At 58.9% G+C, this 25,438-nt stretch carries 21 protein-coding genes; 5 read left to right on the top strand and 16 right to left on the bottom strand.

Features of this window, described 5'->3' with window-relative positions:
- Positions 1-34: 34 nt before the first annotated feature.
- From DWZ22_RS00505 to ptcA, 5 genes are all read right to left on the bottom strand, one after another.
- Positions 35-1,444 (bottom strand): APC family permease, encoded by a 1,410-nt coding sequence (locus DWZ22_RS00505; RefSeq protein WP_118405171.1) that lies wholly within the window; start codon positions 1,442-1,444, stop codon positions 35-37.
- Positions 1,434-1,616 carry a hypothetical protein gene (locus tag DWZ22_RS00510; RefSeq protein ID WP_118405172.1) on the bottom strand — a complete coding sequence of 61 codons (183 nt, stop codon included), beginning with the start codon at positions 1,614-1,616 and terminating at the stop codon, positions 1,434-1,436. Before DWZ22_RS00510 ends, DWZ22_RS00505 begins: the two co-directional genes overlap by 11 nt.
- Positions 1,617-1,982: 366 nt before the next feature.
- Entirely contained in the window at positions 1,983-3,188 is a 1,206-nt protein-coding gene (locus tag DWZ22_RS00515) for an agmatine deiminase family protein (RefSeq protein WP_055252461.1), read from the bottom strand.
- A gap of 370 nt (positions 3,189-3,558) precedes the next feature.
- Positions 3,559-4,998 carry an APC family permease gene (locus tag DWZ22_RS00520; protein ID WP_055252460.1) on the bottom strand — a complete coding sequence of 480 codons (1,440 nt, stop codon included), beginning with the start codon at positions 4,996-4,998 and terminating at the stop codon, positions 3,559-3,561.
- Between the two features lie 132 nt (positions 4,999-5,130).
- Entirely contained in the window at positions 5,131-6,204 is a 1,074-nt protein-coding gene (ptcA, locus tag DWZ22_RS00525) for a putrescine carbamoyltransferase (RefSeq protein WP_055252459.1), read from the bottom strand.
- 328 nt (positions 6,205-6,532) lie between these two features.
- Between ptcA and DWZ22_RS00530 the strand changes: the two genes are divergently transcribed.
- Positions 6,533-7,498, top strand: coding sequence for a response regulator transcription factor (locus DWZ22_RS00530; RefSeq protein ID WP_118405173.1), 966 nt, complete (start codon positions 6,533-6,535; stop codon positions 7,496-7,498).
- 65 nt (positions 7,499-7,563) lie between these two features.
- Here DWZ22_RS00530 and DWZ22_RS00535 read toward each other — a convergent pair whose 3' ends face one another.
- Together DWZ22_RS00535 and DWZ22_RS00540 are read right to left on the bottom strand one after the other, a co-directional pair.
- Entirely contained in the window at positions 7,564-9,786 is a 2,223-nt protein-coding gene (locus DWZ22_RS00535; protein WP_118405174.1) for an ABC transporter permease, read from the bottom strand.
- Positions 9,776-10,561 (bottom strand): ABC transporter ATP-binding protein, encoded by a 786-nt coding sequence (locus tag DWZ22_RS00540; RefSeq protein WP_117735470.1) that lies wholly within the window; start codon positions 10,559-10,561, stop codon positions 9,776-9,778. Before DWZ22_RS00540 ends, DWZ22_RS00535 begins: the two co-directional genes overlap by 11 nt.
- A 249-nt stretch (positions 10,562-10,810) precedes the next feature.
- On the opposite strand from DWZ22_RS00540, the gene vsr reads away from it, so the two are divergent.
- Entirely contained in the window at positions 10,811-11,800 is a 990-nt protein-coding gene (gene vsr, locus DWZ22_RS00545; RefSeq protein ID WP_118405175.1) for a DNA mismatch endonuclease Vsr, read from the top strand.
- A gap of 702 nt (positions 11,801-12,502) precedes the next feature.
- Here the strand turns inward: vsr and DWZ22_RS00550 are convergent.
- Complete coding sequence (locus DWZ22_RS00550; RefSeq protein WP_118405176.1) at positions 12,503-13,360, bottom strand: class II fructose-bisphosphate aldolase; 858 nt, start codon at positions 13,358-13,360, stop codon at positions 12,503-12,505.
- 335 nt (positions 13,361-13,695) lie between these two features.
- Here DWZ22_RS00550 and DWZ22_RS00555 point away from each other — a divergent pair, with 335 nt between their 5' ends.
- Positions 13,696-14,499, top strand: coding sequence for a DeoR/GlpR family DNA-binding transcription regulator (locus tag DWZ22_RS00555; RefSeq protein WP_118405177.1), 804 nt, complete (start codon positions 13,696-13,698; stop codon positions 14,497-14,499).
- Positions 14,500-14,573: 74 nt separating this feature from the next.
- On the opposite strand, the gene DWZ22_RS00560 is transcribed toward DWZ22_RS00555, so the two are convergent.
- Both DWZ22_RS00560 and DWZ22_RS00565 read right to left on the bottom strand, forming a co-directional pair.
- The gene (locus DWZ22_RS00560; protein WP_118405178.1) at positions 14,574-15,734 is read right to left on the bottom strand and encodes an FprA family A-type flavoprotein; all 1,161 of its coding nucleotides are present in this window, start codon (positions 15,732-15,734) and stop codon (positions 14,574-14,576) included.
- 129 nt (positions 15,735-15,863) lie between these two features.
- Positions 15,864-16,850, bottom strand: coding sequence for a LacI family DNA-binding transcriptional regulator (locus DWZ22_RS00565; RefSeq protein WP_118405222.1), 987 nt, complete (start codon positions 16,848-16,850; stop codon positions 15,864-15,866).
- A 383-nt stretch (positions 16,851-17,233) separates the two neighbouring features.
- Between DWZ22_RS00565 and DWZ22_RS00570 the strand changes: the two genes are divergently transcribed.
- On the top strand, positions 17,234-18,439 hold the full coding sequence (locus DWZ22_RS00570) for a galactokinase family protein (protein WP_118405179.1): 1,206 nt from the start codon (positions 17,234-17,236) through the stop codon (positions 18,437-18,439).
- On the top strand, positions 18,430-20,058 hold the full coding sequence (locus DWZ22_RS00575) for a UDP-glucose--hexose-1-phosphate uridylyltransferase (RefSeq protein ID WP_233546413.1): 1,629 nt from the start codon (positions 18,430-18,432) through the stop codon (positions 20,056-20,058). Before DWZ22_RS00570 ends, DWZ22_RS00575 begins: the two co-directional genes overlap by 10 nt.
- A 241-nt stretch (positions 20,059-20,299) precedes the next feature.
- Here DWZ22_RS00575 and DWZ22_RS00580 read toward each other — a convergent pair whose 3' ends face one another.
- The 6 genes from DWZ22_RS00580 to DWZ22_RS00605 form a co-directional block, all read right to left on the bottom strand.
- Positions 20,300-21,235 (bottom strand): hexose kinase, encoded by a 936-nt coding sequence (locus DWZ22_RS00580; RefSeq protein WP_117798797.1) that lies wholly within the window; start codon positions 21,233-21,235, stop codon positions 20,300-20,302.
- A 53-nt stretch (positions 21,236-21,288) separates the two neighbouring features.
- Complete coding sequence (locus DWZ22_RS00585; RefSeq protein WP_118405180.1) at positions 21,289-22,170, bottom strand: aldose 1-epimerase family protein; 882 nt, start codon at positions 22,168-22,170, stop codon at positions 21,289-21,291.
- Between the two features lie 118 nt (positions 22,171-22,288).
- The gene (gene lacB, locus DWZ22_RS00590) at positions 22,289-22,813 is read right to left on the bottom strand and encodes a galactose-6-phosphate isomerase subunit LacB (protein WP_117743257.1); all 525 of its coding nucleotides are present in this window, start codon (positions 22,811-22,813) and stop codon (positions 22,289-22,291) included.
- A gap of 63 nt (positions 22,814-22,876) precedes the next feature.
- The gene (gene lacA / locus DWZ22_RS00595) at positions 22,877-23,305 is read right to left on the bottom strand and encodes a galactose-6-phosphate isomerase subunit LacA (protein WP_117735479.1); all 429 of its coding nucleotides are present in this window, start codon (positions 23,303-23,305) and stop codon (positions 22,877-22,879) included.
- A 307-nt stretch (positions 23,306-23,612) separates the two neighbouring features.
- A complete protein-coding gene (locus DWZ22_RS00600) occupies positions 23,613-24,626 on the bottom strand; it encodes a hypothetical protein (protein ID WP_117794108.1) in 1,014 nt (337 codons plus the stop codon).
- Positions 24,627-24,895: 269 nt separating this feature from the next.
- A complete protein-coding gene (locus DWZ22_RS00605) occupies positions 24,896-25,234 on the bottom strand; it encodes a PTS lactose/cellobiose transporter subunit IIA (RefSeq protein ID WP_055252615.1) in 339 nt (112 codons plus the stop codon).
- Between the last annotated feature and the right edge of the window lie 204 nt (positions 25,235-25,438).

Here is a 25,438-nt window from a genome sequence, read left to right on the forward strand (position 1 = left end):
CAAGATGCACCAAGCGCTGCGCAACTCGCGGCGCTTACTGTTTTGGTGCAAAGTAACCTGACCCCCGTGCACCAACGCCGGGATTGTCGACGCTTCGGCCGCGGCGCGATATGAGGCGCGAAACCTCGCCCAATAACAGGCCAATCACTACGCCCACGAGGATCGGCAACTTTGCCATCTCAGCAGGTGAGCTGTTGAGCGGCACAATCGTAGCGACAATCGAAAGCACAAGCTCCACCACGGGAATCGCAAGTGCCACCGCAAGCACCTTGCCCTCGAAGGGCGCGCGGAACACGCGCGGACGATCGTCGTATTTGCGCAGGCGCCAAAACGCTGGGAACATCGGGATATAGCTCATGAGCAGAAAGACGACGTTCATCGAGAAGAAGACCCAAAAGACGTCGGAACCCTCACCCAGCGGAATCTGGAGCAGCAGCACCAGGCTGGCAAAACAGCCGTTAATGAGCGCCGAGCCGTTGGGCATGCCGGTCTTTTTGGACACCAACGCAAAGGGACGCGGCATGTTGCCATGGCGCGCGGCATAGCTCGCTACGTTGTTGACGCCAAAGCTCCAGCAGATCATATTGGCGAACAGCGTCACCAAAAAGGCCACGCCCACGACCATCGTCAGCGGGTGGGTGCGCCCCACCATAGCGGCGACTGCGTCCACAATGCCCGAATCGAGTGAAAGCTGCTCGGTGGGAACCGCGGCTCCAATGCCAATGCCGCAAATGATGTAAATTGCCGCAATGGCCACGCCACCGGCAATAACCGCCTTGGGGATATCGCGCGACGGGTTCTTCATCGTGCTGGCAAAGGTCGCGACCACTTCGAAGCCCATAAAGTTGAACAGGATAATCGATAGGTACGTCAACGAATTGGTGTCGCCCAGATCTGGAATGAAGGTCTTAAACGACATGTCGTTGGCAAAGCCGTTATTGCAGGCAAACCAAATGCCAACGATTCCCACCACAGCGGTAATGAGCACCTTGATGACGGCGCCGCCGTCCATAGCCCAATCGGCCTCGGCCACCGGCTGCATTGCCATGACCGTGACGCCCCACACAAAGGCAATCTCGATGGCAATTCGGATCCCGAGTGAAAACTCGATACCCCACACCGCATTAATGACACTGGGGAACATGCAGGCGATACTTGCCACCCACAGCGGAAAGTTAACCCAGTAGCACCAAGAGCAACGGGCGCCCCAACGGTCGCCCAGGCCCAAGCGAACCCAATCGTACAGGCCGCCCTCGGAATCAAACGCCGTACCCAGCTCGGCCACCACCAGACCATAGGGAAGCAAAAACGTAATGATAAGGAAGATCCACCAGAAGAACTGCACGTTGCCCATGGCAGATGCCGGAGCCGCCGCCTCGATGGTAAACACGACGCAGATAACCGAAAGGATGACCTCGATCAGGGAGAACTTTTTACCTGCCATGGCGCGCGCCCCCTACAGCAAAAAGGATGGCATCTGTACCGAAGACGCAGCCCAAGGTAGGGTTGCAGGCCGCGTCACCGGTACAGGTGCCATCCCAAAGAGAGGAGAGGATGCAGTTGTTGGACCAACGCTCGCGGAACAGACGCGTGTAGATGACGATACGCTGGTACATAGATACTCCGATCAAAACGGCCGCGTTCGCGACCGGGAACTTTCGGCAATTGAAAACGCGTCTGACCTGGGAAATTCAAGCGAACAATTGGCCTAACCCGCAAAAAATCCCAGGCCAGACGCGTACTCAATCAAAGAAAAGGGCACTCCGATGTGGAGGCAACGGAGTGCCCAAAGAAAACCCAACCGACCAAGACATCAAGCAGCAGCCCATCAATGCCCCGAGATGGGACGACACGCCACCTGTCCGATTGATCGACTGGGTTTTCGAGGTGCGACAGATTGCCCTGAAAGAGGAGGGCATTGACCTTAAGGGTCATGCCCGACGATTGGAGGGCAAGGTGCCGTGCCTCGGGAAGACAGACAGTTACGCCGAGGGCTCCTGCTGGGTAATGCAGTGGATATTGCCGCCGCCGAAGACGACCTGCTCGGACTGGACGCCGACGCACTTGTAGACGCCCTCGCCCCAGACCTCGTCGTAGATCTTCTGGAGCGTGTCGACGGCCAGCTGGTCGTTCTCGTCGCCGTACTGCGGGACGATGACGCCGTGGTTGGTGACCAGGTAGTTCATGTAAGAGGCGATCAGCGGCTCGTCGGGGACGCGCGGCTCGGCGTTCTCGTCGGCGTCGATGGTGTCGCAGGAAGCCTGGTCCATGAACAGCGGGTTCACGGGCATGCAGAGCTTGTAGACCTTCATCTTGCGGCCCTTGGCGTCAACGGCGTTGGAGAGGGTCTCGTAGGCAGCGTGGCACTGCTCGTAGAACGGATACTCGGGATCGTCGGTCCAGATGCAGGCCATGACGCCCGGGGCGATGAACGTGGCGACGTCATCGATGTGGCCGTTGGTCTCCTCGGGGTCGATGCCCTCCTTGACCCAGATGACCTTCTCGACACCCAGGTAATCCTTGAGGTGCTCGTCCATGTAGGCGCGAAGCTCCTCGCTCCAGGGCTCGAACTTCTTGTGGTACTTGGGCCAGATGGACTCGGGGTCCTCTTCCTCCTCGAGCACCGCAGAGCAGGTGCGGCCCGGGGAAAGCAGGCACTGGTCGGTCACGACGAGGGTGCCCTCGCCGTCGACGGTGATGGAGCCGCCCTCGAGGATCATGTCGTCGGGACGGTAGCGGCGGCAGCCGGAGAGCTCGGCCATCTTGAGGGCGATCTGCTCGTCCTTGTCCCACGGGAAATAGAGGCCGTCGACGAGACCGCCGTAGGCGTTGAAGTGCCAGTGGTTGGCGCGCTTCTCACCCTTGCCGTTGATGACGTAGGTGGCGGCGGTGTCGCGGAACCAAGCGTCGTCGGTGGTCATCTCGATAACGGTGACGTTCTCGTCGTTCTCGAAGACGGCCTTGCAGTTGGCGTAGTCGGCCTGGTTGGCGCACATGGTGACCGGGGTGAACTCGGCGATGGCGCGAGCGATGGCGGCATACTGCTTCTGAGCCGGCTTGGCGCCGTGGGCCCAGGTGTCGGTGCGGTGGGGCCAGCCCATCCACACGCGATCCTGCGGGGCAAACTCAGCAGGCATGAAGAAGCCGTCGGCCTTGGGAGTGGACTCGGACTCGGTGATCGTACGCATAAGATTTCCTCCAAATCGAACGATCGCTTGCCGCGGGCGGGTTACCCGCGGCCTAAAAACCAAGAGATAGTGGGTGCCCGTCCCCCGGCAAAGGTCGGGGCGCCCGGTACCGGTTTTCACGGAGTCGCACCGGCGAGCGACGACGTAGCCAAGTGCGCGGAGACATACGCACGAAGGATACGAAAGAGAGAGGTTGGGGCGGGCGGTGGTTACCGGAGCTATCGCTCGCACCCGCCCCAGGAAATAGTGAGCAAATTTGTCGCTTTGGGCACGCCCCCGAAGAGGCTAGCGTGCCCGGAGTCGGGAGCGACAAGCCCGACGAAGCGTACTTTGGTACGCGAGGAGGGTTGGAGCCCCGAATCCGGGTGCTCTAGTCCTCTTCGGCCTCGGCGGCCTCCTCAGCGAGTCGCTGAGCAGCCAGCTCAGGGGTGAGACCCTTGTACTCGGTCTCGCGGCCCTTGGCGCTGACGACGCGGACGACCTCGCCGATGAGCACGAGCACGATGAAGATAACGATCATCGGGACCTTGTCGCCAATTTCATCGACGGAGAACGGAGCCAGCGTTGCAACGATGGCCAGGATCAGCTCGATGCAGGGGATGGCCAGCATAACCTTCATCATGGCGCCCTTAAACGGGAACGTGAAGATGCGCTCACGGTTCGGGTCGTTCTTACGAAGGTTGAGGAACGCCGGGAACATCGGGATGTAGGTGAGCAGCAGGAAGACGACGGAGGTGCCAAAGAGCATCCAGAAGACACCGTTGGAGATGGCGTCGATGGGAACCAGCTGCAGGCACAACACCAAGGAGGCAACGATAGCGTTGACCAGGTTGGCGCCGTTGGGCATATCGTCGTCAGAGATCATCGAGGCGAAGACCTTGGGCATGTTGCCGTGCTCGGCAGCGTAGCGAGCAACGGAGTTAACGCCGAAGGACCAAGCGGCCATGTTGGCGAACAGGGTGATCAGGAAGGCGATGCAGATGACCTTAAAGATCATGGAGTCGCCCACCATGGTCTGGACTGCGACAATCATGCCATAGTCGGGGTCGATGGAATCGGCCGGCACAGCAGCGCCGATGCCAAAGCCAGCGAACAGGTAGATCACAGCGATGGACAGGCCACCGACGATGATAGCCTTGGGGATATCGCGAGCGGGATCGGCCATGTCGTCGGTCATGGTGCAGATGACCTCGAAGCCCATGAAGTTAAAGATGATGATCGACAGGTAACCGAGAGCGTTGGTGTTGGTGAGCTCGGGCAGGAAGGTGGCAGCGGACATGTCGTTCGCAAAACCGTTCTCCATGGCATACCAAATGCCCAGAGCGCCAACGATAACCGCGACGGCGACCTTGATGATGGCGCCACCGTTAAGGACCCACTCGGAGTCGGACGCCTTGGAGCGGCCCATGAGGTAGACGATCCACACAAAGGCAAGATCGATACCCATCTTGGCGATCAAATTGAACTCGACGCCAAAGACCATGCCCAAAATGTCGGGGAACATAGTGGCCAGCGAGGCAATCCACAGCGGGTAGTTAACCCAGTAGTAGTACGAAATGCGGGCGCCCCATTTGTCGCCCAGGCCATCGCGTACCCAGTCGTAAATCCCGCCCTCGCCGTCATAGGTGGTACCGAGCTCGGCAACAACCATGCCATAAGGGAGCAGGAAGGTCAGGATCAGGAAGATCCACCAGAAGAACTGCTGGTTGCCAATGGCAGCAGCAGGAGCGGCGGCCTCGCAAACGAAGACGACGCAGATGATGGTCGAAATGACCGTCAGGAAGGAAAGCTTTTTCTTTCCGTCGCTCATGATGAGCTCCTTCGCTCAGTCTTGGACAGATCCGAGGCCCAAGGTACTAAGGCAATTGCTTGAGCCTCGGTGAGCGGGCGACAGGAGGCGAGTATCCGCCGCCCGCAAACGTGCTTTTAGCGGCCTTAAGGCTTAGAGCTGCTCGAGAGCCTTGAGAGCGGCGTGGAGCTCAGCCTTGGCGGAGTACTCGACACCCTCGTCGTTGAGCGGGGTGCGCTTGCCCAGGGCAGCGAGGAGAGCACGGATGGAGTGCTTGCGGTTCTCGGCCTCGACCCAGCACAGGGAGCGCTCGGGATCGTCCATAACCTCGTCGACGACTTCCTCGTTGCGGGTGGCCGGCAGGCAGTGCATGAACTTGGAGTTGGGGCCGGCAAAGTTCATCATGTCCATGGTGACCTGATACTTGGGATAGAACACGTCCATGTAATTCTCGCCCGAGACCTCCTCGTCGTACAGGCCATACCACACGTCGGTGTAGATGAAGTCGGCGCCCTTGATGCACTCGATGTCGTCGGAGATGACGATGGAGCCACCGGAGACCTTGCAGTTCTCCTCGGCGATGGCCATCATCTGCTTGCCGAACTCGGCGCGCTCCTCAACGGTGCCAACGTGCAGGCCGCCGTCGGGGACCTGGTGGCCCTTAGGTCCAAACTGGACAAACTTCATGCCGACCTTGGAGGCGATGAACATGAGGGAGACGCAGACCTGGGTGGCGTCACCGATGAAGGCCAGGGTGCAGTCCTCGATCTTCTTACCCTCGGGGAGGTTCTCGAGCATGGTCATGAGGTCGCCCATCTCCTGCGTGGGATGGTTGAACTCGGACATGCCATTGATGACGGGCACAGCGGAGCCCTCGGCGAGGCCGACGACGTCCTTGTGACGGTCAACGCGAGCCATCATGATGTCGAGCAGCGAGCCCATAACGCGAGCGGTGTCGCCCAGGGACTCGTGACCGCCGAGCTGGATGGTGCCAGGGCCATAGAACTGAGCATGGCCGCCGAGGTCGGTCATAGCGGTCTCGAAGGAAAGACGGGTGCGGGTGGAGACCTGCTGGAAGATCATGCCAAGGCTCTTGTTGCGGAGCAGGTGCGGATAATAACCGTCAACCTTGATGGCCTTCTTCATTGCCAGGCCAAGATCCTCGATAGCCAGGATCTGCTCTTTGGTGAAGTCATTGGTGTCGATGAAATCCTTAGGCAGTGCCATGTCAATTTCCTTTCCGCCGGTCGTGCCGACTATTACTATGAGACGCTCGAACATCACGCCTCGTGTTGACAAGACCATCATTCACCCGTATGCAATTTTTACCTAGTTTATTCGGGATTAAAGACCGTTCACGGAGTTACACCCCCTCTAAACCAATATAAACCAGCAGGTAAACAGCTTGCAGGGGTTTACTATCTAGAACCGCAAACGGTATACGGCTATGCTGTATCTCGGCGCCCAATCCGCAATGTAACGAAGGGTTGAGACGTCTATATCCCACAAGATATACAGGACTCGGCCATAGATAAATGAGATGGGACGGTGACAGATGAACACCCTGATGTTCTTCTATACCCTAGCGATTCTCCTGATTTGTATTGTGACGGCAGTGCTTTCGCTTGCCGCCTATGCCTCGTCTCGTCGACGCTTCTTTATCTATGGCAGCGGCGTTTTTATTTGCTATGCCATCGAGATGACCGAGATTTTCTTTTTTGAATACACGCTGCAAAACCAGAGTTTTCCGGCCAGCGACTATTACTCAATTACCATGCCTGTGTTGCGGACGCTTGTGGCAACCGCTTCACAAGCTTTTATTTGGCTCATCGCCATGGACTTGCTCGACAAACATTCAAAAAAGCAGTTTGTAATTCCCGTCGCAACGTTCTTCCTGAGCGAGCTGCTGATCATTGTCGCTGTCCCCTACGGCCCCATGCATCAATGGCTCTACTACACGATGCGTCAGGTATTCCTTGTATTTGTGGGGCTCTATATCTTTTGGACAGCGCATAAAAGCACGCAGGTCGAGCTTAAGGCGCGCGTCAACAATCAACGAAAGCACCTCATTATCGGCGCCATTCTGGTCGGGTGCATCGTTGCCGAGGACTTCTACAACATCTTGGTCGTCCCCATGAGTCTGGCACCCTCCTGGCTGCAGCTGTACCTATCCGAGCGCAACTTTAGCGAGAACGTCTTTGCGTGCTACTTTGCGATCCTGCTGATTATCTATGCCTATCACGTGCTTTCGATTCGCATGCAGGAGGCACCCGAGGAAAAGAACGTCAGCGATCTTGATCGACACATCGAAGAGCAAATGCCCTTCTACCGCAACGCCTACAGGCTCTCCAACCGCGAGGCCGAGGTTTTGCGTCTGGTTGTGCTGGGCAAGTCGAACCAAGAGATTGCTGACGAGCTATACCTTGCCGTGGGCACCGTCAAGACCCACATCCACAACATCCTGGTCAAAACCGAGCAGCAAAACCGCACGACGTTGATCCTCCACTTTTGGAAACGATAAAGTTATGCAGAAAAAACCACCACGAAGGTGCCTGTCCCCTTTGTGGTGGTTCTGGGTTGGACGAGCTACTCGCTGTAGCGGGTGGCGATGGCAGCCTGTACCATGCCGGCGCTCATGAGGTACGTCACCAGGAAGTAGCCGCCGTAGGCTGCCAGGAAAATCGCACAGGTAAGGCCCACCGTGCCACCGATGCTCATGTTGCCAAAGATGCTCACCAGCTCGATGATCACCTTGAGCGCCACAAAGGAGTGCGCCAAGCCCACTGCCAGCGGGAACAGGAAGAATACCGCTTGCTGCGCCATCACCGAATGGCGAATCTGGCGGTCGTCGCAGCCGATCTGTGCCAGCACACGATAGCTGCGGCTGCCGTCGGCCACGTTGGAGAGTTGCTGGATCGACAGAATCGCCGCGCATGCAACGACCAATACAAAGCCGATGTAGATGGCTAGGTAGCTAATAAGACCGTTCATTTGCGCTGCTTGCGCGTACATCTCGGAGCGTGTGATGAAGATTCCCCACGATCCCGGCTCCTTGCCGTCAACGAGCAGATTGTCGAGCACAGTGTATTTAATACTCTCGTCTGCCTCGGTCGTATCCATCCCCTGTTTGTAGTTAACGAGCAGGCTACTGGAATACGGCTGCAGATTGAGTTGGGACAACAGCTCGTCGGCAACGACGACGGTACCCCCGTTACTGCCCATCGCCGAGTTGGCGATGGCCGCCGTGTCCTCGTCCGACTTATCGGTTGCGGGCTTGAGCGTATGCCCGCCCAAGGTAAGGGCATGGCCGCCAGCCATATACTTGGTGTACAGGTCGACCAGCTCACCGCCCATATCACACGTAAGCAAGTACTGGTCGCGGCCAATGCTCACCGGCTCCTCGCCCATCATCTGCCGCAATTTGTTGTACTGACTTGCCGGCGTCACAGACAGGCCTGTCATGTCGGCGTTGCTGCCCTCGAACGCCTTGGGGAGCTTTTCGCCCATGGTCTTGCACATCTCACTTGGGATCACCGAAGGATTCGAGCCGCCAAGCGGGTAACTCAGATACGAATCGATCTGCACATGCTCACCGGCAACATCGGCGATATTGACCTTCTTGCCGGTCTCGTCGTTGTTGTCCGCCGACTTGTCCTTACGATCGCCGTGCCATGGATCGCCGTGCCATGCGGAGTACAAATCGACCGTACTATCGGCCAGCACCATGCGATCGGCCTCAGACGGATTGACGTACTCTTTGTAGTAGTCGAGCGTATCGGGCGTGTAATAGACATACGTCTGCGACATGTCGGCCGGATTATAGCGCTCCAGGTTCTCGTTCATCACGCTGGCAATCGACATACCGCAAGTCACAGAAGTAATGGCAAGGAACAGAATCATCGCGATGACGCCCATCGAAAAGCACACCGTGTTGACCTTGGCCGCAAGCTGGCGCACGGTAAACATGTTGAGACCGCGCCAATACACGCCGCGCAGGCTCTGCAGCAGCTTGATGAGCATGCCCGAGAGTCCCCAGAACAGGGCAAAGGTGCCCACGGTAACCATAGCGGTCGTAATACCAAACTGGTTCATGGCCTCTTGCAGCTTGCTGTCCGTCGCGGTTAGCGGGAACCCATCACGTAGCAGACGGTAATAGGCCACGCCCACCAGCACCACGCCCACGGCAAAGATGGCAATCGCGATCCAGGGGTTGCGTGTCTTGATGGTCTCGTTGCGACGCTCGGCACCCATAAGCTCGATGAGTTTGGTACGACGCACGGCGCGGAGGTTCAGCAGTAGCGTGAGCACAAACATTACGAGCATGCAGGCAAGGGTCAGATTGAACGCATGCATCGAGAAAAAGAAGTGGAAATTGGCGATCTGCGTCTTAAAGAGCGAGGCCGTAAAGAACGTCATGAGCTGGGAGAGTCCCACACCCAGCACAATGCCGGCAACAAAGGCCACCACCGAGACAATCACCGTCTCGAGCGCCATGATCGTGGCGACGCGCCCGCGCCCCATGCCGAGCACCTGGTACAGGCCAAACTCCTTTTTGCGGCGTTTCATGATGAAGTTATTGGCGTACACCATCAAAAAGGCCATGACACCGGCCAAAAAGTACGTCAGGTCGCCGAGCATACTGCCCATAACCTGCGCCAAGCCCTCTTCATCAATTCCGGCGATGTCGACCTGCATCGAGATGGTGTTAAAGGCATAGAAGACCGTGACGCCCAGGGTGAGCGTCAACAAGTAGACGAGGTAGTCGCGGCCGGCACGGCGGACGTTGCCCCATGCGAGTTTACAGAGCATCGGAGCCCTCACCGCCCATCATGGCAACGACCTCCATAATGCGGTCGAAGAACTCGCGGCGGTCGGTGTCGCCGCGGCGCAGCTCGGTGAAGATCTTGCCGTCGCGGATAAACAGCACACGGCTCGTGTAGCTGGCGGCAAAGCTATCGTGCGTAACCATGAGCACCGTGGCGCGCAGGCGGCGGTTGAGCGCCTCCAGGCTCTCGAGCAGCAGGCGGGCGCTCTTGGAGTCGAGGGCGCCGGTGGGCTCGTCGGCCATGATCATCGTGGGGTCGGTGACGAGCGCGCGGCAGGCGGCAACGCGCTGCTGCTGGCCGCCGGACATCTGGTAGGGGTACTTGTCGAGCACTTGGCTGATGGACAGGCGCGCAGCCACATCCTGCACGCGGGTCGAGATCTCCGCCGAGTTCATACGGGCGATGGTGAGCGGCAAGGCGATGTTCTCGCGCGCCGTGAGCGTATCGAGCAGGTTGGAGTCCTGGAAGATAAAGCCAAGCTCCTCGCGGCGGAACTGCGAAAGCTTGGCCTGCTTCATGCGCGTCACGTCCTGGCCGTTGATGCGGATGGTGCCACTCGTGGCGCTATCGATGGTCGACACGCAGTTGAGCAGCGTCGACTTGCCCGAGCCCGAGGCGCCCATGATGCCGACGAATTCGCCACGGTTGACGGTAAAGCTGACGTCGTTGAGCGCGCGGGTCACGTTGCCCAGCGCTCCATATACCTTTTCGAGATGCGCGACCTCCAGTACCGGGGTTGCCGTTTGCGTGGTTTGCATACCGAGTCCTTTCTTGCGATTAGTCTACGGCATCTATAGTCGCAAGAAGCCGAGTCGGCTACCATCGATATGGCTTACGCTTGCCTTACCGTTGCGTAAGGTAAGGGTAGTCTTTTTGGGACGGGGCTTTTTTAGCTGCCCCATCCGAAGCTTTTGAGGCATGAGGGCGCATTTGACATAGGGCAGCTAAAAAAGCCCCGTCCCAAAAAGACTACCCCGTCATGTAATGATGTTGAGAGAGGACTCCTGTTGAAGACTGTTCATGTTGCCGCTGGGATCATTCGCAAGGATGGATCTGACGAGCTACTTGCTGTGCAGCGCGGCTACGGCGACATGCAGGGACTTTGGGAGTTCCCGGGTGGTAAGCTCATGCGCGGCGAGACGCCCGAAGACGCCGTGCGCCGCGAGCTTATGGAAGAGCTGCAGGTCAAAGTCACCAACCTACGTGATTTCTACACCGTTGAGTATGACTACCCCGATTTTCATCTCTCGATGGAGTGTTACTACTGCTCGCTGGCCAAAGCGTCCGGCGAGCCCCAAAAACACGATCGTCAGCTCGATATCCGCTGGATTCCGCGCACCTCGCTTGCCACGGTGGAATGGATGCCCGCCGACAAGGGGCTCATTGATGCCCTGATTGAGCTGAAGGAAGATCGGCTTAAGGCCAACAGCACTGCCAACGACACCGAGGCCACCACGACCGACGAGCCCGCTTCCAAGCCCAAGCGCGCACCTAGGCGCCGCAGCAAAAAGCGTCCCAAGCCCGGTCTGCTCGACGGCATCGATACCTCGGACCTTTCCGCCGACGAGCGCGAACTGGTGCGCCGTCGCGCTGCCATCAAAAAGTCCATGAAGGGCAACAAGCGTGCAAACACCAAACCCGAGCTGCTCGTTCGCCAGCGCCTGCGCGCAGCGGGCCTTACGGGTTATCGCTTGGAATGGAAGGTTCCCGGCAAGCCCGACATCGCCTTCCCCGGCCGCAAGATCGCCATCTTTGTCAACGGTTGCTTTTGGCATCGCTGCCCTAAGTGCAATCCGAGCCAGCCAAAACGCAATGTTGAGTTTTGGGAGGCAAAGTTCCGTCGCAACGTCGAGCGCGACCGCGCTGCCGTGGCAGCACTCACTCAAATGGGCTGGACGTCCATAACCATCTGGGAATGCGATCTCAAAAAAGACCGCATCGACGCCACGATGGAAAAGGTCATCGAGCGGGTGCGCGCCGCAGAGCCGCAGCGCTAGGAACGAGCCGTCCACACACCCCACACAGGCGAGCCACATCCACGTCACAAACCTTAGAAAGCCCTTAAGCCCAAAACCTTTCAAGAGTGTTACTCGATACCTCTGACCTGCGGTTTCATCGTAACGCCAAACCTCATTAAGCCTTTCTTTAGCGCTTCTTTGCGACGGCCGCGGCATAATACTGCCAACGCACGGGACCTAGCAGCACACCCCGCGCGCAATCTTTTGGTGGACATCGAGGAGGCCGCATAAGCATGCATTCTTCCAATGACGCAGCACAGCAGCCATCCCTAACACATGCAGACCTTTTCTCCTTCCCCCCGACACAGAGAGACGGTCTCCTCGACTCCCCCACCACAAAAGCCAAACGCTCAACCAATCAGAATCTCAACTTGCAAGCATCGTTCGAAAAGCTCCAAGCATCCCTAGACAAAACCTTCCCCAACCAAGCCCGGGCATACTAGCCCCCCATCAACAAAGTAGCCCTAACGCTCCAATTTTCCGCCCAACGCCACAAGGGCGACGACCTCGAGTAGGTCAACCTGGGAGGGACGAGGGCTTAGTTCCCCAATCTTTCCGCAGGGGGCAAAAAGCCTCGCCGCACGAAGTGCGCAGCGAGGCTTTTTGCATGCCCGAGGACGATTGGGGAACTAAGCCCTCGTCCCTCCCCGGGATATGTAGCGAGTCGGAGTACCCTTGCTGTTACTCTGCTTTGCCCACAGAGTTGAGGTTGGTCATGCGGATCTTAACCAGCTCGGTGATCTCACGCATGCCCTCCTTGGCCGGCTTCTTAGGATCGAAGCAGGCAGGGTTCTCGGCCATGTAGGCCATGAAGCCCTTGGTGTAGGCCTGACGCAGCTCGGTGGCGTAGTTGACCTTGCAGATGCCGTTCTTCACGGCCTCGGCAACCTGCTCATCGGGCACACCGGAGGTACCGTGCAGAACCAGCGGCACGTCGACGGCGTCGCGAATGGCCTTGACCACGGACTGCTCGATGTGAGGATCGCTCGTGTACACACCGTGGCTGGTGCCAACGCCAATTGCGAGGGAGGTGCAGCCGGTGCGCTCGACGAACTCCTTGGCCTCGGCAGGATCGGTGTAGGGGCTCTCGCCCTCAACCGCGGGACCGTCGTCCTCCTTGCCGCCAACCTTGCCAAGCTCAGCCTCGACGGGCACGCCCATGGCGCGGCCAGCGTCGGCGACCGACTTGGTCAGGGCGATGTTGTCCTCGAAGGACTCGTGCGAGCCGTCAATCATGACAGAGGTGTAGCCGGTGCGGAAAGCCTGCATGCAGCGGTCATAGCCATCGCCGTGATCGAGGTGCAGAGCGACGGGCACGGAAGCGCGCTCGGCGGCAGCCTTGACCATGCCGTAGAAGTAGTCCAGACCAGCGGTCTTGATGGTGCCCGGGGTGGTCTGCATGATGACGGGGGACTTGGTCTCCTCGGCAGCGGCCAGAACGGCCATAACAAACTCGAGGTTCTCGACGTTGAACGCGCCGACGGCGTAGTGGCCGGCCCGAGCGTCCTTGAGCATCTTTTCGGTGGTAACAAGTGCCATGAGCGTTTGCTCCTCTCCCTCGCCCGCATCTGGACATCGGGCGTACGTGTCCGCAAGGCCTTTTACCTTGCGTTTTGCTGCGCCCATTGTATGGAAATCGTTCGTGTTACATGTATGAGATATCACCGGCACGCAGGTCAGGACACCCGTTTTTGAAAAGCAAACGGAAGGGATTCGGACCAAATTTCTCTATCCGACACTGAAGTTTTCACGCGAATCGTCTTTCTTTTATAGAAAAGATAAGTAATCGAAAGGTGTTTTCTTACTTAAAAAGAAAATGAACGAAAATGGACTCAACACAATTCCTGCAAATTTCAGACGCGGATGGAGCAGCTATGGCCCACGTAACAACTCGAGCATTCGCCGACGAGCGGCGCGCCGCCATTATGGAAATGCTCGAGCATAACGCCTCCGTTCAGGTGGCAGACATCGCCCAAACCTTTGGCGTGTCCTCTGTCACCGCCCGCGCCGACCTGGACGCGCTCGCCGAATCCGGTAAGCTGCGCCGCACGCATGGCGGCGCCGTGTCGCTTCATAAACGCCTAACTGTCTCCACGCAAGATCGCCGCATAAACATCAATGTCGCCGCCAAGCAGGCTATCGCACAAAGTGCCATTGAACTCGTCGGCAACGGTGACACCCTGCTCGTCGACTCGGGCACCACGGCACTCGAGTTTGTCCGGCTCCTCGATCAGCGCGACGGCATCACCGTCATCACGGCCGACATCACCATTGCCGATTACATCGACGAAAGCATGCCCTCGGTCGATGTCGTCATGCTGGGTGGGGCGCTGCGCAAAGGCCATCGCTATCCATATGGCCCGCTCACCATGCAGGCGCTTCAAACGGTCCACGCAGACCTTGCCGTCATGTGCCCCGGCGCCTTTGTCCCCCACTGCGGCTTTACGACCGACTTTCCCCAGATGGCCGAGACCAAAGCGGCTATGATCGCCGCAGCCCGTCAAAGCGCCGCTCTCATGGACGCCAGCAAGGTCAACGGACGCGGCATGTATCGCTTTGCCGAACTGACCAATGTCGACACCGTCGTGATGGATTGCGACCCCGACCATGCCGTTGCCACCTCAATCGCCGAGATTGCCGATGACGAACGCCCGAACCTCATCATCGCCAGCGTGTAAACAAAAACCACCACAAAGGTGCCTGTCCCCTTTGTGGTGGTTGTGCTGGCTGAGCGTTAAAAGCGAACGTATCGCTATTTGGAAAGCTCGTCGGCGAGGGCTTCGATCTGTGCACGCGAGGTGTCGTTGAGCGAGCCTAGGACGGTCACCTTGTTCTGCGTCAGGGTGATGTCCTTCATGCCCTCGAGCTCCTTGGTCATAACCTTGGCAGCAGCGGGCGCCCAAGAGCCGGCCTCGACAAGCGCCACCGTGCGGTTCTGGTAGGCATGCTCGGCGAGCGTGTGGATGAAGGTGCTCATAAACGGGAAGATCTCGCCCTGATAGGTGATGGAAGCGAGTACCAGACGGTCATAGCGGAACGCATCCTCAACGGCCTCGGCCATGTCGTCGCGAGCCAGATCAAAGACGGAAACCTTCTGGCCGCGAGCCTCAAGCGCGGATGCGAGTTCCTCAACGGCGGCCTTCAGATGGCCGTACACGCTCGCGTAGGCAATCGTGATGCCGTCGTCCTCGGGCTTATAGCTCGACCAGGTGTTGTAGGTGTCGAGGTAATAACCCAGGTTCTCGGTCAGCACGGGGCCGTGAAGCGGGCAGATAATCTGAATGTCCAGATCGGCGGCCTTCTTGAGCACGGCCTGCACAAACTTGCCGAACTTTCCCACGATGCCAAAGTAGTAACGGCGCGCCTCGCAGGCCCAGCCCTCAGGATCCTCGATGTCGTTGGCGCCAAACTTGCCAAAGCCGTCGGCACTAAAGAGCACCTTGTCGGTGGCCTCGTAGGAGAAGAGCACCTCGGGCCAGTGAACGTTGGGGGCGCCAACAAACGTTAGGCTGTGGCCGCCCAGGTCGAGCACATCGCCCTCTTTGACGACCATCTTGCGCTCGGGGAAATCGGTGCCAAAGAAGTTGACCATCATGCGGAAGGCGCCCATGCTTGCCACGATCTGTGCCTGGGGATAGCGCTCCATAAAGGCGGCAATGCCGGCGGAGTGATCGGGCTCCATATGATGGACGACCAGGTAGTCGGGCGTACGGCCATCGAGCTCGGCCTCGAGGTTGCCGAGCCACTCGTCGACAAAGCCAGCGTCGACCGAATCGGCGACAGCGATCTTTTCGCCCAAGATAACGTAGCTGTTGTATGCCATACCGTTCTCGGAAACGTCGTACTGGCCCTCGAACAGGTCGATGTCATGATCGTCAACGCCAATGTAGCGGATATCCTTGGTGATCTCCATCAGGCAAAGCCTCCTAGATAGACAAATGAACCCGTCTATCATAGCACTCGCCTTCATAGTCACGGCTATCTGCCGGCATCCTTACCGATTGTTATTGATATGCAACGCCGAGCCGTTGACCTGCGAAAACTATGCGCGCGGCGCTGCCGTGGTGTGTCGAACGATGAGCTGACCGGGAATACGAATGGCGACGGTTTTGCCCGACGTCCCCGCTTTGGGAACCGCATGCTCGAACACCTCGCGTCCGCGCTGATGTAGATCGAAGCGCACGGTTGTGAGCTCGTTGTGTGCCACAAAATCATCGAGCGAATCGTCGACGCCCACCACGCTCACGTCCTCAGGCACGCGCAGGCCGCTATCGCGCAGCGCGGCGATTGCCCCGTTTGCCATCTGGTCGTTTGCCGCATAAATCGCTGTCATGGTGCGATCGTGCTCGGCCAGATATCTGCCGGCCTCGTAGCCGCTGTTGGCAGACCAGTCGCCCTCGAGCGGCTCTGCCAGCTCGATGTGTTTACGCTCGAGCGCATCCTGCCAACCGGCGCGACGAAATTGCTCGTCGACCGAGAACGACGGGCCGCCAATATAGCGAATCTGCTCGTGCCCCAGCTCAAACAGGTGATCCATAAGCAATAGCGAGCAGCCGTAATGATCGGAGTCGACCGTGGTCACCCGCGGGTGCGCATACATGGTAACGATGACTGTGCCAATGCCCGGCAGTGGATCAAACGTCTCAAAATCGGGCGCCATGCGGCTCATGCCGATGATGATGCCGTCCACCGGCAATGCGGCCATACGACGCGTTGCCTCGGCAAGCGAGAATTCCTCGGTCTTGGACATCTCGACCAGCGTGATGGCGCAATTACGCTCGCGAGCAGCGCTGGCAATGCCATCAATCATCGTAAGGTTGCCAAACTTGGTGACATCGTTGATGCACAGGCCGACCGAATGGTAACGGCCGTCGCGCAGCGAGCGACCGGCATAACTCGGACGAAAGCCAAGCTCTTGCATAGCGGCCTGCACGCGCTGGCGCGTCTGTTCGTTAACGTTGGGCAAGCCGTTGGCGACGCGCGAAACCGTCTGCTGCGAAACGCCAGCAGCGCGGGCGACGTCGGCCATGGAGACCGGACGCGAACTGGTATCGTTGGACGGGCGCCTTGCCACAGGATCACCTTCACCCTTGCGAGATCTGAATAGCGTGAATGCCGGCCCGGGCAGAAACACACCCCGCGCCGAAGCCCGCTATCGTCGGACGCATGCTAACGTACTCTACTTTTTCAATCCGCAACTCTTCTGCTCTATAAGTCCATACGGCAATACCGTTCACGGCTGAATTTCTACCGATTACCAGATTCTCAAAAAGTGATAAGCGTTGTGTTATGAGTACGTTAACATAGCCCGTAACGTGCGGCATCGTTGATGCTGAATTTACGCCGCTTCAGATTGTTAACGTACTCACTACGACGCAAAGCTCGTCAGTATGCACCAAGGAAAGGACCCTTATGACCGCTCCCGACGAAAAGACACTCGCCACGCTCACCAAGCTGTTCGAGGATGAATTTGGCCCCATCGACGATCGCCAGGTGCTCTATGTGCACGCGCCCGGCCGCTCCGAGATCAGCGGCAACCACACCGACCACGAGGGCGGCCACGTTATCGCCGGCTCGCTCGATGTCGCCGTCGACGGCATCGCCGTGGCAACTGATTCCAACAAGGTCCGCGTTGCCGACGAGGGCTATCCCACGTTTGAGATCGCGCTCGACACGCTAGACGTTCAGGAGTCCGAGAAGGGCACGTCCGCGAGCCTCGTCCGCGGCATGGCCCACGAAATCGCTGCTCTGGGCGTTGAGCCCCAGGGCTTCGACCTCGCCTTCATCTGCTCCGTCCCCTCGGGCGGCGGTCTTTCGAGCTCCGCTGCTGTCGAGGCGGCATACGGTCGTGCCATGGAGACGCTCTGGGGAGCGCCCGCCATCGAGCCCGTCGCGCTCGCCCAGATGAGCCAGCGCACCGAGAACAATTACTACGGTAAGCCCTGCGGCCTTATGGACCAGGCCGCCGTGTGCTTGGGCGGCCTTGCCTACATGGATTTTGAGGATCAGGCTCAGCCTAAGACCCAGAAGCTCGAGCTCAACTTTGAGGATCACGGCTATGCGCTCGTGCTCGTTAAGGTCGGTGCCGACCACGTGGCCGCCACCGACGACTACGCCGCCGTTCCGCGCGAAATGCAAGACGTCGCCGCCGAGTTTGGCAAGGCACGCCTGTGCGAGGTAAACGTTGCCGATTTTGACGCCAAGCTCCCCGAGCTGCGCGCCAAGCTGGGCGACCGTGCCTGCCTGCGCGCCGTTCACTACTGGTACGAGAACGGCCTGGTCGATAAGCGTTGGTCGGCCCTTAACGCCGGCGATATCGATCAGTTCCTGGTCCTGACGCGCGAGTCCGGCGCCAGCTCCGCCATGTACCTGCAGAATGTTGTTGCCAAGCTGGGATCTGAGCAGCCTTCCATGTATGCCCTGGCGCTGGCCGAGCACGTGCTCGACGGCCGCGGCGCCGTTCGCATTCACGGTGGCGGCTTTGGTGGCACTATCCAGGCCTTCGTGCCGCTCGACCTGGTCGACACCTTCATTGCCAAGATGAACGGCTGGCTGGGCGAGGGCTCTGCCCGCCACTACGCCATTTCTGACAAGGGGGCTTACGCGGCATGGCTGTAATGACCGACGTGCGCGAGGCCGCGCAGGGCCTGATTGAGTATGCCATCCATCGATCGATGATCGGACAGGACGATCGCATCTGGGCCTACAACACCATTTTGGAGTGCATCGGCGCCACGGGCCCCGCACTCAACATGGCTTGGGCGCTCAAGACCGAGAAGATTTCGCTCTTGCACCCCGATACCCTGCCCGACTTTGACCTGGAGGGCACGCTTGTCTCACTTTCCGAGGCTGCCGTTGCCAACGGCGCCGCCGAGGACACAGCATCGGGGCGCGACCGCATCGCCATGCGCATCATGGGCACGCTGATGCCGAGGCCTTCGGTTGTAAACGAGGAGTTCAACGGCCGCATGGGCGTCAACGAACCCCGCGCTGCGACCGACTGGTTCTACGGCCTGTGCTGCGACGCCGGCTACGTGCGCCGCGCCGCCATCGCGCGCAACATCAAATGGAGCACCCCCACCAACTGGGGCGATCTCGAGATAACCATCAACCTGTCCAAGCCCGAGAAGGACCCGCGCGACATCGCCGCGGCAGGTGCAGCCAAGAACGCGGGCGAAAAGTATCCCGCCTGCCAGCTCTGCATCGAAAACGAGGGTTATCCCGGACGCTCCGCCGCAGCCGACGGCGGCACTCACCCCGCCCGCCAGAATCTGCGCGTTATCCCCATCCAGCTCGACGGCGAGCGCTGGGGCTTCCAGTACAGCCCGTACGCGTACTTTAACGAGCACTGCATTGCCATGAGCTCCGAGCATCGCCCGATGCACGTTGACCGCAAGGGCCTGACGTGCCTGCTCGACTTTGTGGACCTGTTCCCGCACTACTTTATTGGCTCCAACGCCGACCTGCCCATCGTGGGCGGCTCGATTCTGTCGCACGACCACTTCCAGGGCGGTGCGCACGAGTTCCCCATGATGCATGCCACCGAGGTCTCACAGTTTAGCGTACCCGGCTTTGACAGCGTTACGGGTGCTGTGCTGCAGTGGCCGCTTTCGGCGCTGCGCCTGCGCTCGCATGATCGCGCTCAGCTGCTCGACGCTGCCGAGAAGATTATCCTCGCCTGGCGCGAGTGGACCGATGAGTCTGTGGGCGTCATCGCGCGCACAGCCGATGGCATGGCGCACAACACCGTGACACCCGTCATCCGCCGCGTCGACTCCCGCGGCAATGCCGGCGGCAAAATCTACGAGGCCTACCTGGCGCTTCGCTGCAACATCACGACCGACGAGCATCCGTTGGGCGTGTTCCACCCGCATGCCGAGTACCACCACATTAAAAAGGAGAACATCGGCCTGATCGAGGTCATGGGCCTGGCCATTTTGCCGCCGCGCTTGGTTCCCGAGCTCGGCGCTGTCCGCGAGCACTTGCTGGCAGCCAAGGCCGATGCCAGCTACGACCTTGCTAGCGCGCTCGAGGGCGATGATCTATGCCGCAGCCACGCCGCATGGGCCGAAGACGTTTTTGCCCGCCGCGCCGACGAGCTTACGGCAGACAACGCCATCGATATCCTGCACGAGGAGGTCGGCGTGGTGTTTGGCCACGTGCTCGACAACGCCGGCGTCTTTAAGTGGGACGAAGCAGGACGCGCCGCCCAACAGCGCTTTATCGACTCACTGTAATGATCCCTTTCGGACGAAGGAAAACGGATCATTTCGTCTTCAAGACAACGGCGCCCGCCGGCAACATCGCCGGCGGGCGCCATTTTTGCGTGTAGTCATTGGGGACGCTCTTAAACGACTAGTCAAACAAGAACGTCCCCAACGACTAATGACTCGAGCGTGGAAAATCTCCCACTTTGAGCTCGTATGGGCACCAAAAGCAGGAGATTATCCACGCTCATTCTATTAGGAGTCGCAACCGCTACAACTCTACGACCTCAACGCTGTTGTAGACCTCGTCCCAGCGGTCCATGACCAGGTGGCCGGTCTTGGGGTCCATGGCGTTGAGCTTGCCGCAGGTATTGGCAGTCTTGAGCACGGTGACGTCGTCGGCACCAGCAGCAATGGCATGCGCAAAGCCGGCAATGGTCGAGTCGCCGGAACCCGTCGCGTTCACAGCCGCAATCGCGGGCGTCTTGGCGCGAAATGCGCGACCCTCATGGAAGCCCACCGAACCGGCAGCGCCCATCGAAACGACAACCCAGGGAATACCGGCAAAACGGCCATCGGCGGCAAGCGCCTCGCGCAGGGCATCGACATCATCGGTCGTGAAGGACGTGCTCAGCAGACCGTTGATCTCGGTCAGATTGGGCTTCACAAGCTCGGGCTTGGCGTCGGACTCCAGCGCAGCCTCCAGCGATGCACCCGAGGTGTCGAGCAGCACCTTGGCGCCCGCCTCCTCGGCGATCTTGACGAGCTTGGCATAGTAGCCGGCATCGACGCCACGCGGCAGCGAGCCCGAAAGCGTCACGACGTCAGCCTTCGCAGCGAGCTCGGCGAACTTGGCCGTAAAGGCCTCGAGCTCGGCCGGAGCGATCTGCGGGCCGCTCTCCAGCAGCTCGGTCTGATTACCCTCGTGCAGAATATTCAGGCAAATGCGTGTCTCACCGGCGATGGGCACAAAGTCATTCTTGACGCCGTCGGCATCCATAAGCTCGGCCATATAGGCACCCATGTGGCCGCCAAGCAGACCGGTCGCGAGCACATCGTCGCCCAACTGCAGCAGCACACGGCTCACGTTGAGGCCCTTGCCGCCAGCGGTCTTTTCGGGCGTCACGCGGTTAACATCGTCGATGATCAGCTTGTCGAGCTGATAGCGCGTATCAATCGACGGGTTCATGGTAACGGTCAGAATCATATTGAACTCCTGTTCCGGGGCGGCATGACCCACCCCAAACATACGATAGCTCGTTAAAGGATCTCAATCTCAAAGCCGCGGGTGACGGTCTCCCCCGGCTTGGCCACCAGGCAGCCACGCTTGTGCTCTAGAATATCGTCCTCGTCGGAGCAGGTGGACAGGCCACCCCACGGTTCAATTGCCACAAAGTCGCCCTCGGGCTTGCTCCACACAATCAGGTACGGCATATCGGGGAACGTCAGGCGCACGCCCTTGTCCTCGGTTTTCTTGGTCAGCGTAACCACGCGGCTCTCGAGCACGTCGAAGATGGTCTCCGCGAAGTCGAAGAGTTCGTGGGTAAGCGGCAGGTTCTGGCCGATCATGGGGTTCTTGCTGCGATGCTCAACATCAATCAGGCCCGTCGAGGGAACGGCAGTACAGAGCTCGGCGGCCTCACGCTGCTCAAAACGGAGCTCGTAATCGTCGTAGGACTCGCCCTCGTCGAGCGGGCACTTAAAGCCGGGGTGACCGCCCACAAAGAACGGCATGTCCTCGGTGCCCTCATTGGTCACCTCGTACGACACGGCCACCTTTTCCGAATCGATCGTGTAACGAGCAACGATCTTGAACGGATACGGGTACTGCTCGAGCAACTCGGCATGGTCGGCAGAGCTTAGGCTCAGCGCAGCCATGTTGTCGCCCTGCTCCTCGAGCTTCCACTCCTGCTTGCGGGCAAAGCCGTGACGGGCAAGCTTAACTTCGCGGCCGCCCATGGTCATCGCGCGGCCGTCACGAAGGCCGCCGCAAATCGGAAAGCAAATGGGTGCCTGGCCCGACCAGACCGAAGGATCGCCCTGCCACAGGTACTCGCGACCGTTGGCTTTAATCGAAGTGAACGATCCGCCAGCCGTGCTCAGTGCCACGCGAACAGAACCGTCATCAAGAACAAACTCCATAGGAGCCTTCCCTTTCTTACGACAGCCCGCCAAGTCAATAGGGCTGATAGAAAACCGGCCCGCGCCCCTCACAGAAACGCGAGCCGTCAACGGACTAGTAAATTACGCCGGATACCCGCTAGTCATGGTATTCGCCGCGGTCCCACTTCTCGAGGAACTCGTCAAAGAAGTGCGGATCAGCCTGAGCCTCGGCGTCGGCCTTGTTGCAGGCGTCGATCTTGGCAATCAGGGCATCGTGCTCGGGAGTCTTGTCGTAGGGCTCCTCCAGGAAAGCAAGCATGATATCGGCCATCAGGAACTCGCCGGTGATCTTGCCGCCAAAGCCCACGATGTTGGCGTTGAGCTCACGACGGGCATACAGGGCAGAGGTCATGTCGCGGACCAGGGCGCAGCGGGCGCCGGGAACCTTGTTGACAGCGTTGGTGATACCGATGCCGGTGCCGCACAGGGCCACGCCAAAGTCGGCCTTGCCGCTGGCAACCGCCTCGCCCACGGCCTTACCGTAGATGGGATAGTGCGTACGGGAGTGGCTGTAGGTGCCGCAGTCGAGCACCTTGTAGCCAGCCTGCTCCAGGCGGTCGGCCAGATAGATCTTCTCGTCCGTAACGATATGGTCGCAACCGATTGCGATGGTCTTCTTCATCAGAACGTCCTTTCGTCTGAATTCACAAGTTGAGGTAGAAGTTCGAGTTCTCGGTGGCTCTCGTTAGGCCATCTTGTTGAGCATGTCGACACGGATCTGGTGACGGCCGCCGGCGTACTGGGCGCGCAGGAACTCGCGGGCGATCTTCTTGGCGACCTCGGTGCCCACGACGCCCGGGCCCATGGTGACCATGCGCGAGCCGTTGTGCTCGCGGGTCATGTAAGCGGAACGCTCGTCGGAAATGTTGGCGACGACCATGCCCTTGATCTTGACGGCAGCCATATAGGAGCCGACGCCGTACTTATCGAATGCGAAGCCCTGGGAATCCTTGTGCTCCAGCAGGTCCTTGGCAACGGCGGTCGCGGAATCGACAAGGTCCGCGGCAGGGGTCTCGGAATAGTCGACGACTTCGTGACCGTCGGCGATGAGCATCTCCTTGATGGACTCCTTCATCGACATACCGTCGGCATCGGAAGCGATTACAACCCTCATGACATCCTCCTTGAGAGATACGCAGGTGCGTAGTTTCTGTTTGGAAGTGTTGAATCGCGTTCAGGTCCGGGCATCTGAATGTGCGGTTCTTCACTGTTCATGTTTATTTGAACACATTCGAACATTAACTGCAACAACTATTTGTTTATCTTTGTTCTTTTTTGAACAAATACCGTTCACAGATGATTGCTGACCGTTTGGACCGGTCGCGGACGTAGCGACCATGTGTTCAACAAACAAAAGGGCGGCCGAGAACGCGTCTCGCCCGCCCTTCGGCAGTATGCCCCGGTATATACAGCTGTTTTAGCTACACGGACTGCCCGCCCTTCTTGGCATGCTTGGACGGAGCGCTCAGAAAGCGCCCCGTTAAGTAGTTCGCCGGACCGGAAATATCGATCCCCAGCAGCGTGTGCCCCAACCACAGAAACGCCGCGAGCACCAGCAACGGAATAACACACGAGGTCACGATCATCACGATAACGCCTTCGATCAGATCAGTCACCTGCTGCACAATCTCATCGGTCATCTGCTTGGCGCCGCTGGTCACCGATGTGACAAGACCCGAGGCACCGTCGGCAAGCTGCTCAAGCACGTTCTTGGGCTCTGTAGACTCGGTCTTTTTCTTGCTTGCTTTGGAACTGTCGCTATCCGCCACGTCTGCAGCGTCGGCCGCCTTTTGCTCGGCCGCCTCGATGCTCACTCGATACGTTTCGTCGACCTTTTGCGATACCCACACGCTTGCAGGCACCAACGCCATGCCGATCATGGCGACTACCAGCACGCGGGTCGCCACGCGGCGCAGGACGGCACTCGTGCTCCAGCGTCCGTGAATACCAAGCGAGACCGCAAAGAGCACCAGAGCAAACGGGATCAGGATGCCCAGGCCCACCGACCACAAGATGGTCAGCAGATATTTCTCGAGGTAGAGCACGGCAAGCACAATGCCCAAGTTGCCCGAAAGCTGGGCGAGCTGCTCGGCGACCGGCGTTCCCGTATCGCCCGGCAGCGCCGTAATGCCCGCAGACAGCGCCACGCACGAGGTCGTGAGCGCCAAAACGTTGCCCTTCTTTTGATCGATAACCTCGATGGTGGAGTCCCAAGTTTTGGTATCGGCGAAATGCGGACGAGCTACAAAGCCCGACAGCAGCGCCAGTACCACGAGCGCAACGATAAAGCCAATCTGCAGCTTTTTGTTTGCGCACACGACATCGGACAGGCTGGGCTGCAGCTCGGTTACTGTCGTGTGCTCGGTTATCTGGACAGAACGCCCATGAGCTACCTCGTGCGCGTCTCTTTTTTGTATTGACCCGTTATCCGGCATTTGGATACCTCCTCAGTCCGGCCTGTATTGCGGATGGAAGTATACCCACCCAGCGAAAAACCGAACGGAAGGGCGGCAGAGCACCCCAAGACTGTCCCCAACGACTAGTCGTTTAAGAACGTCCCCAATGACTAAAGGAGTGGCCCAAACTGCCGGCAGATAAGGAACGTCCCCAACTGCCGGATGCCGCAACTTGGAGGAGGACGGAAAAAGCCCTGTCACGGGTTTGCGGCAGAGCTTTTGGAAGGGGACTTGATTGTGAGGACTCGTTAGGCGAGCTTGGCCTCGAGCTCGGCGATGCGCTTGTAGGCATCGATGGTAAAGCGGGCCTGCTTCTCCAGAATCATGGTGGTCATGAGGGTGTCCTGGGCGTGAGCCATGATGAAGGTCATCTCCATCTCGCCGCCGCCGGCCTCCTGCGACAGCAGCTTGGTCTGCGTGTCGTGAGCGCCGATGAGTGCATCGCTGGCATCCTTGTGCAGCTGCTCGGCCTTCTCAAAATCACCCTCGCGAGCAGCATCGAGCGCTGCAAGCAGATCGGTCTGGGCGTCGCCCGCGTATGCGACAATCTCGAATCCAACCATCGAGATTTCTTCTTTGGTTGCCATATTGCGTTCCTTTCACATATGAACCAATGGAGAGCATCGCGTCCGGGCATACGCGCTGCGTTGTGTATGACAGAAACATTAGCATTCAAACAAAAAAGAACAATGCAAAACGTAATTTCGAGCTATGAACGGTCGATTTTCGCCCGTGAACGGTTTTTAAACCAATTCGAACAATATCAAACACTATTAGCGGCAACCCAAACA

The sequence above is a fragment of the Collinsella sp. AF31-11 genome (genome assembly GCF_003475605.1).
GTDB lineage: Bacteria > Actinomycetota > Coriobacteriia > Coriobacteriales > Coriobacteriaceae > Collinsella.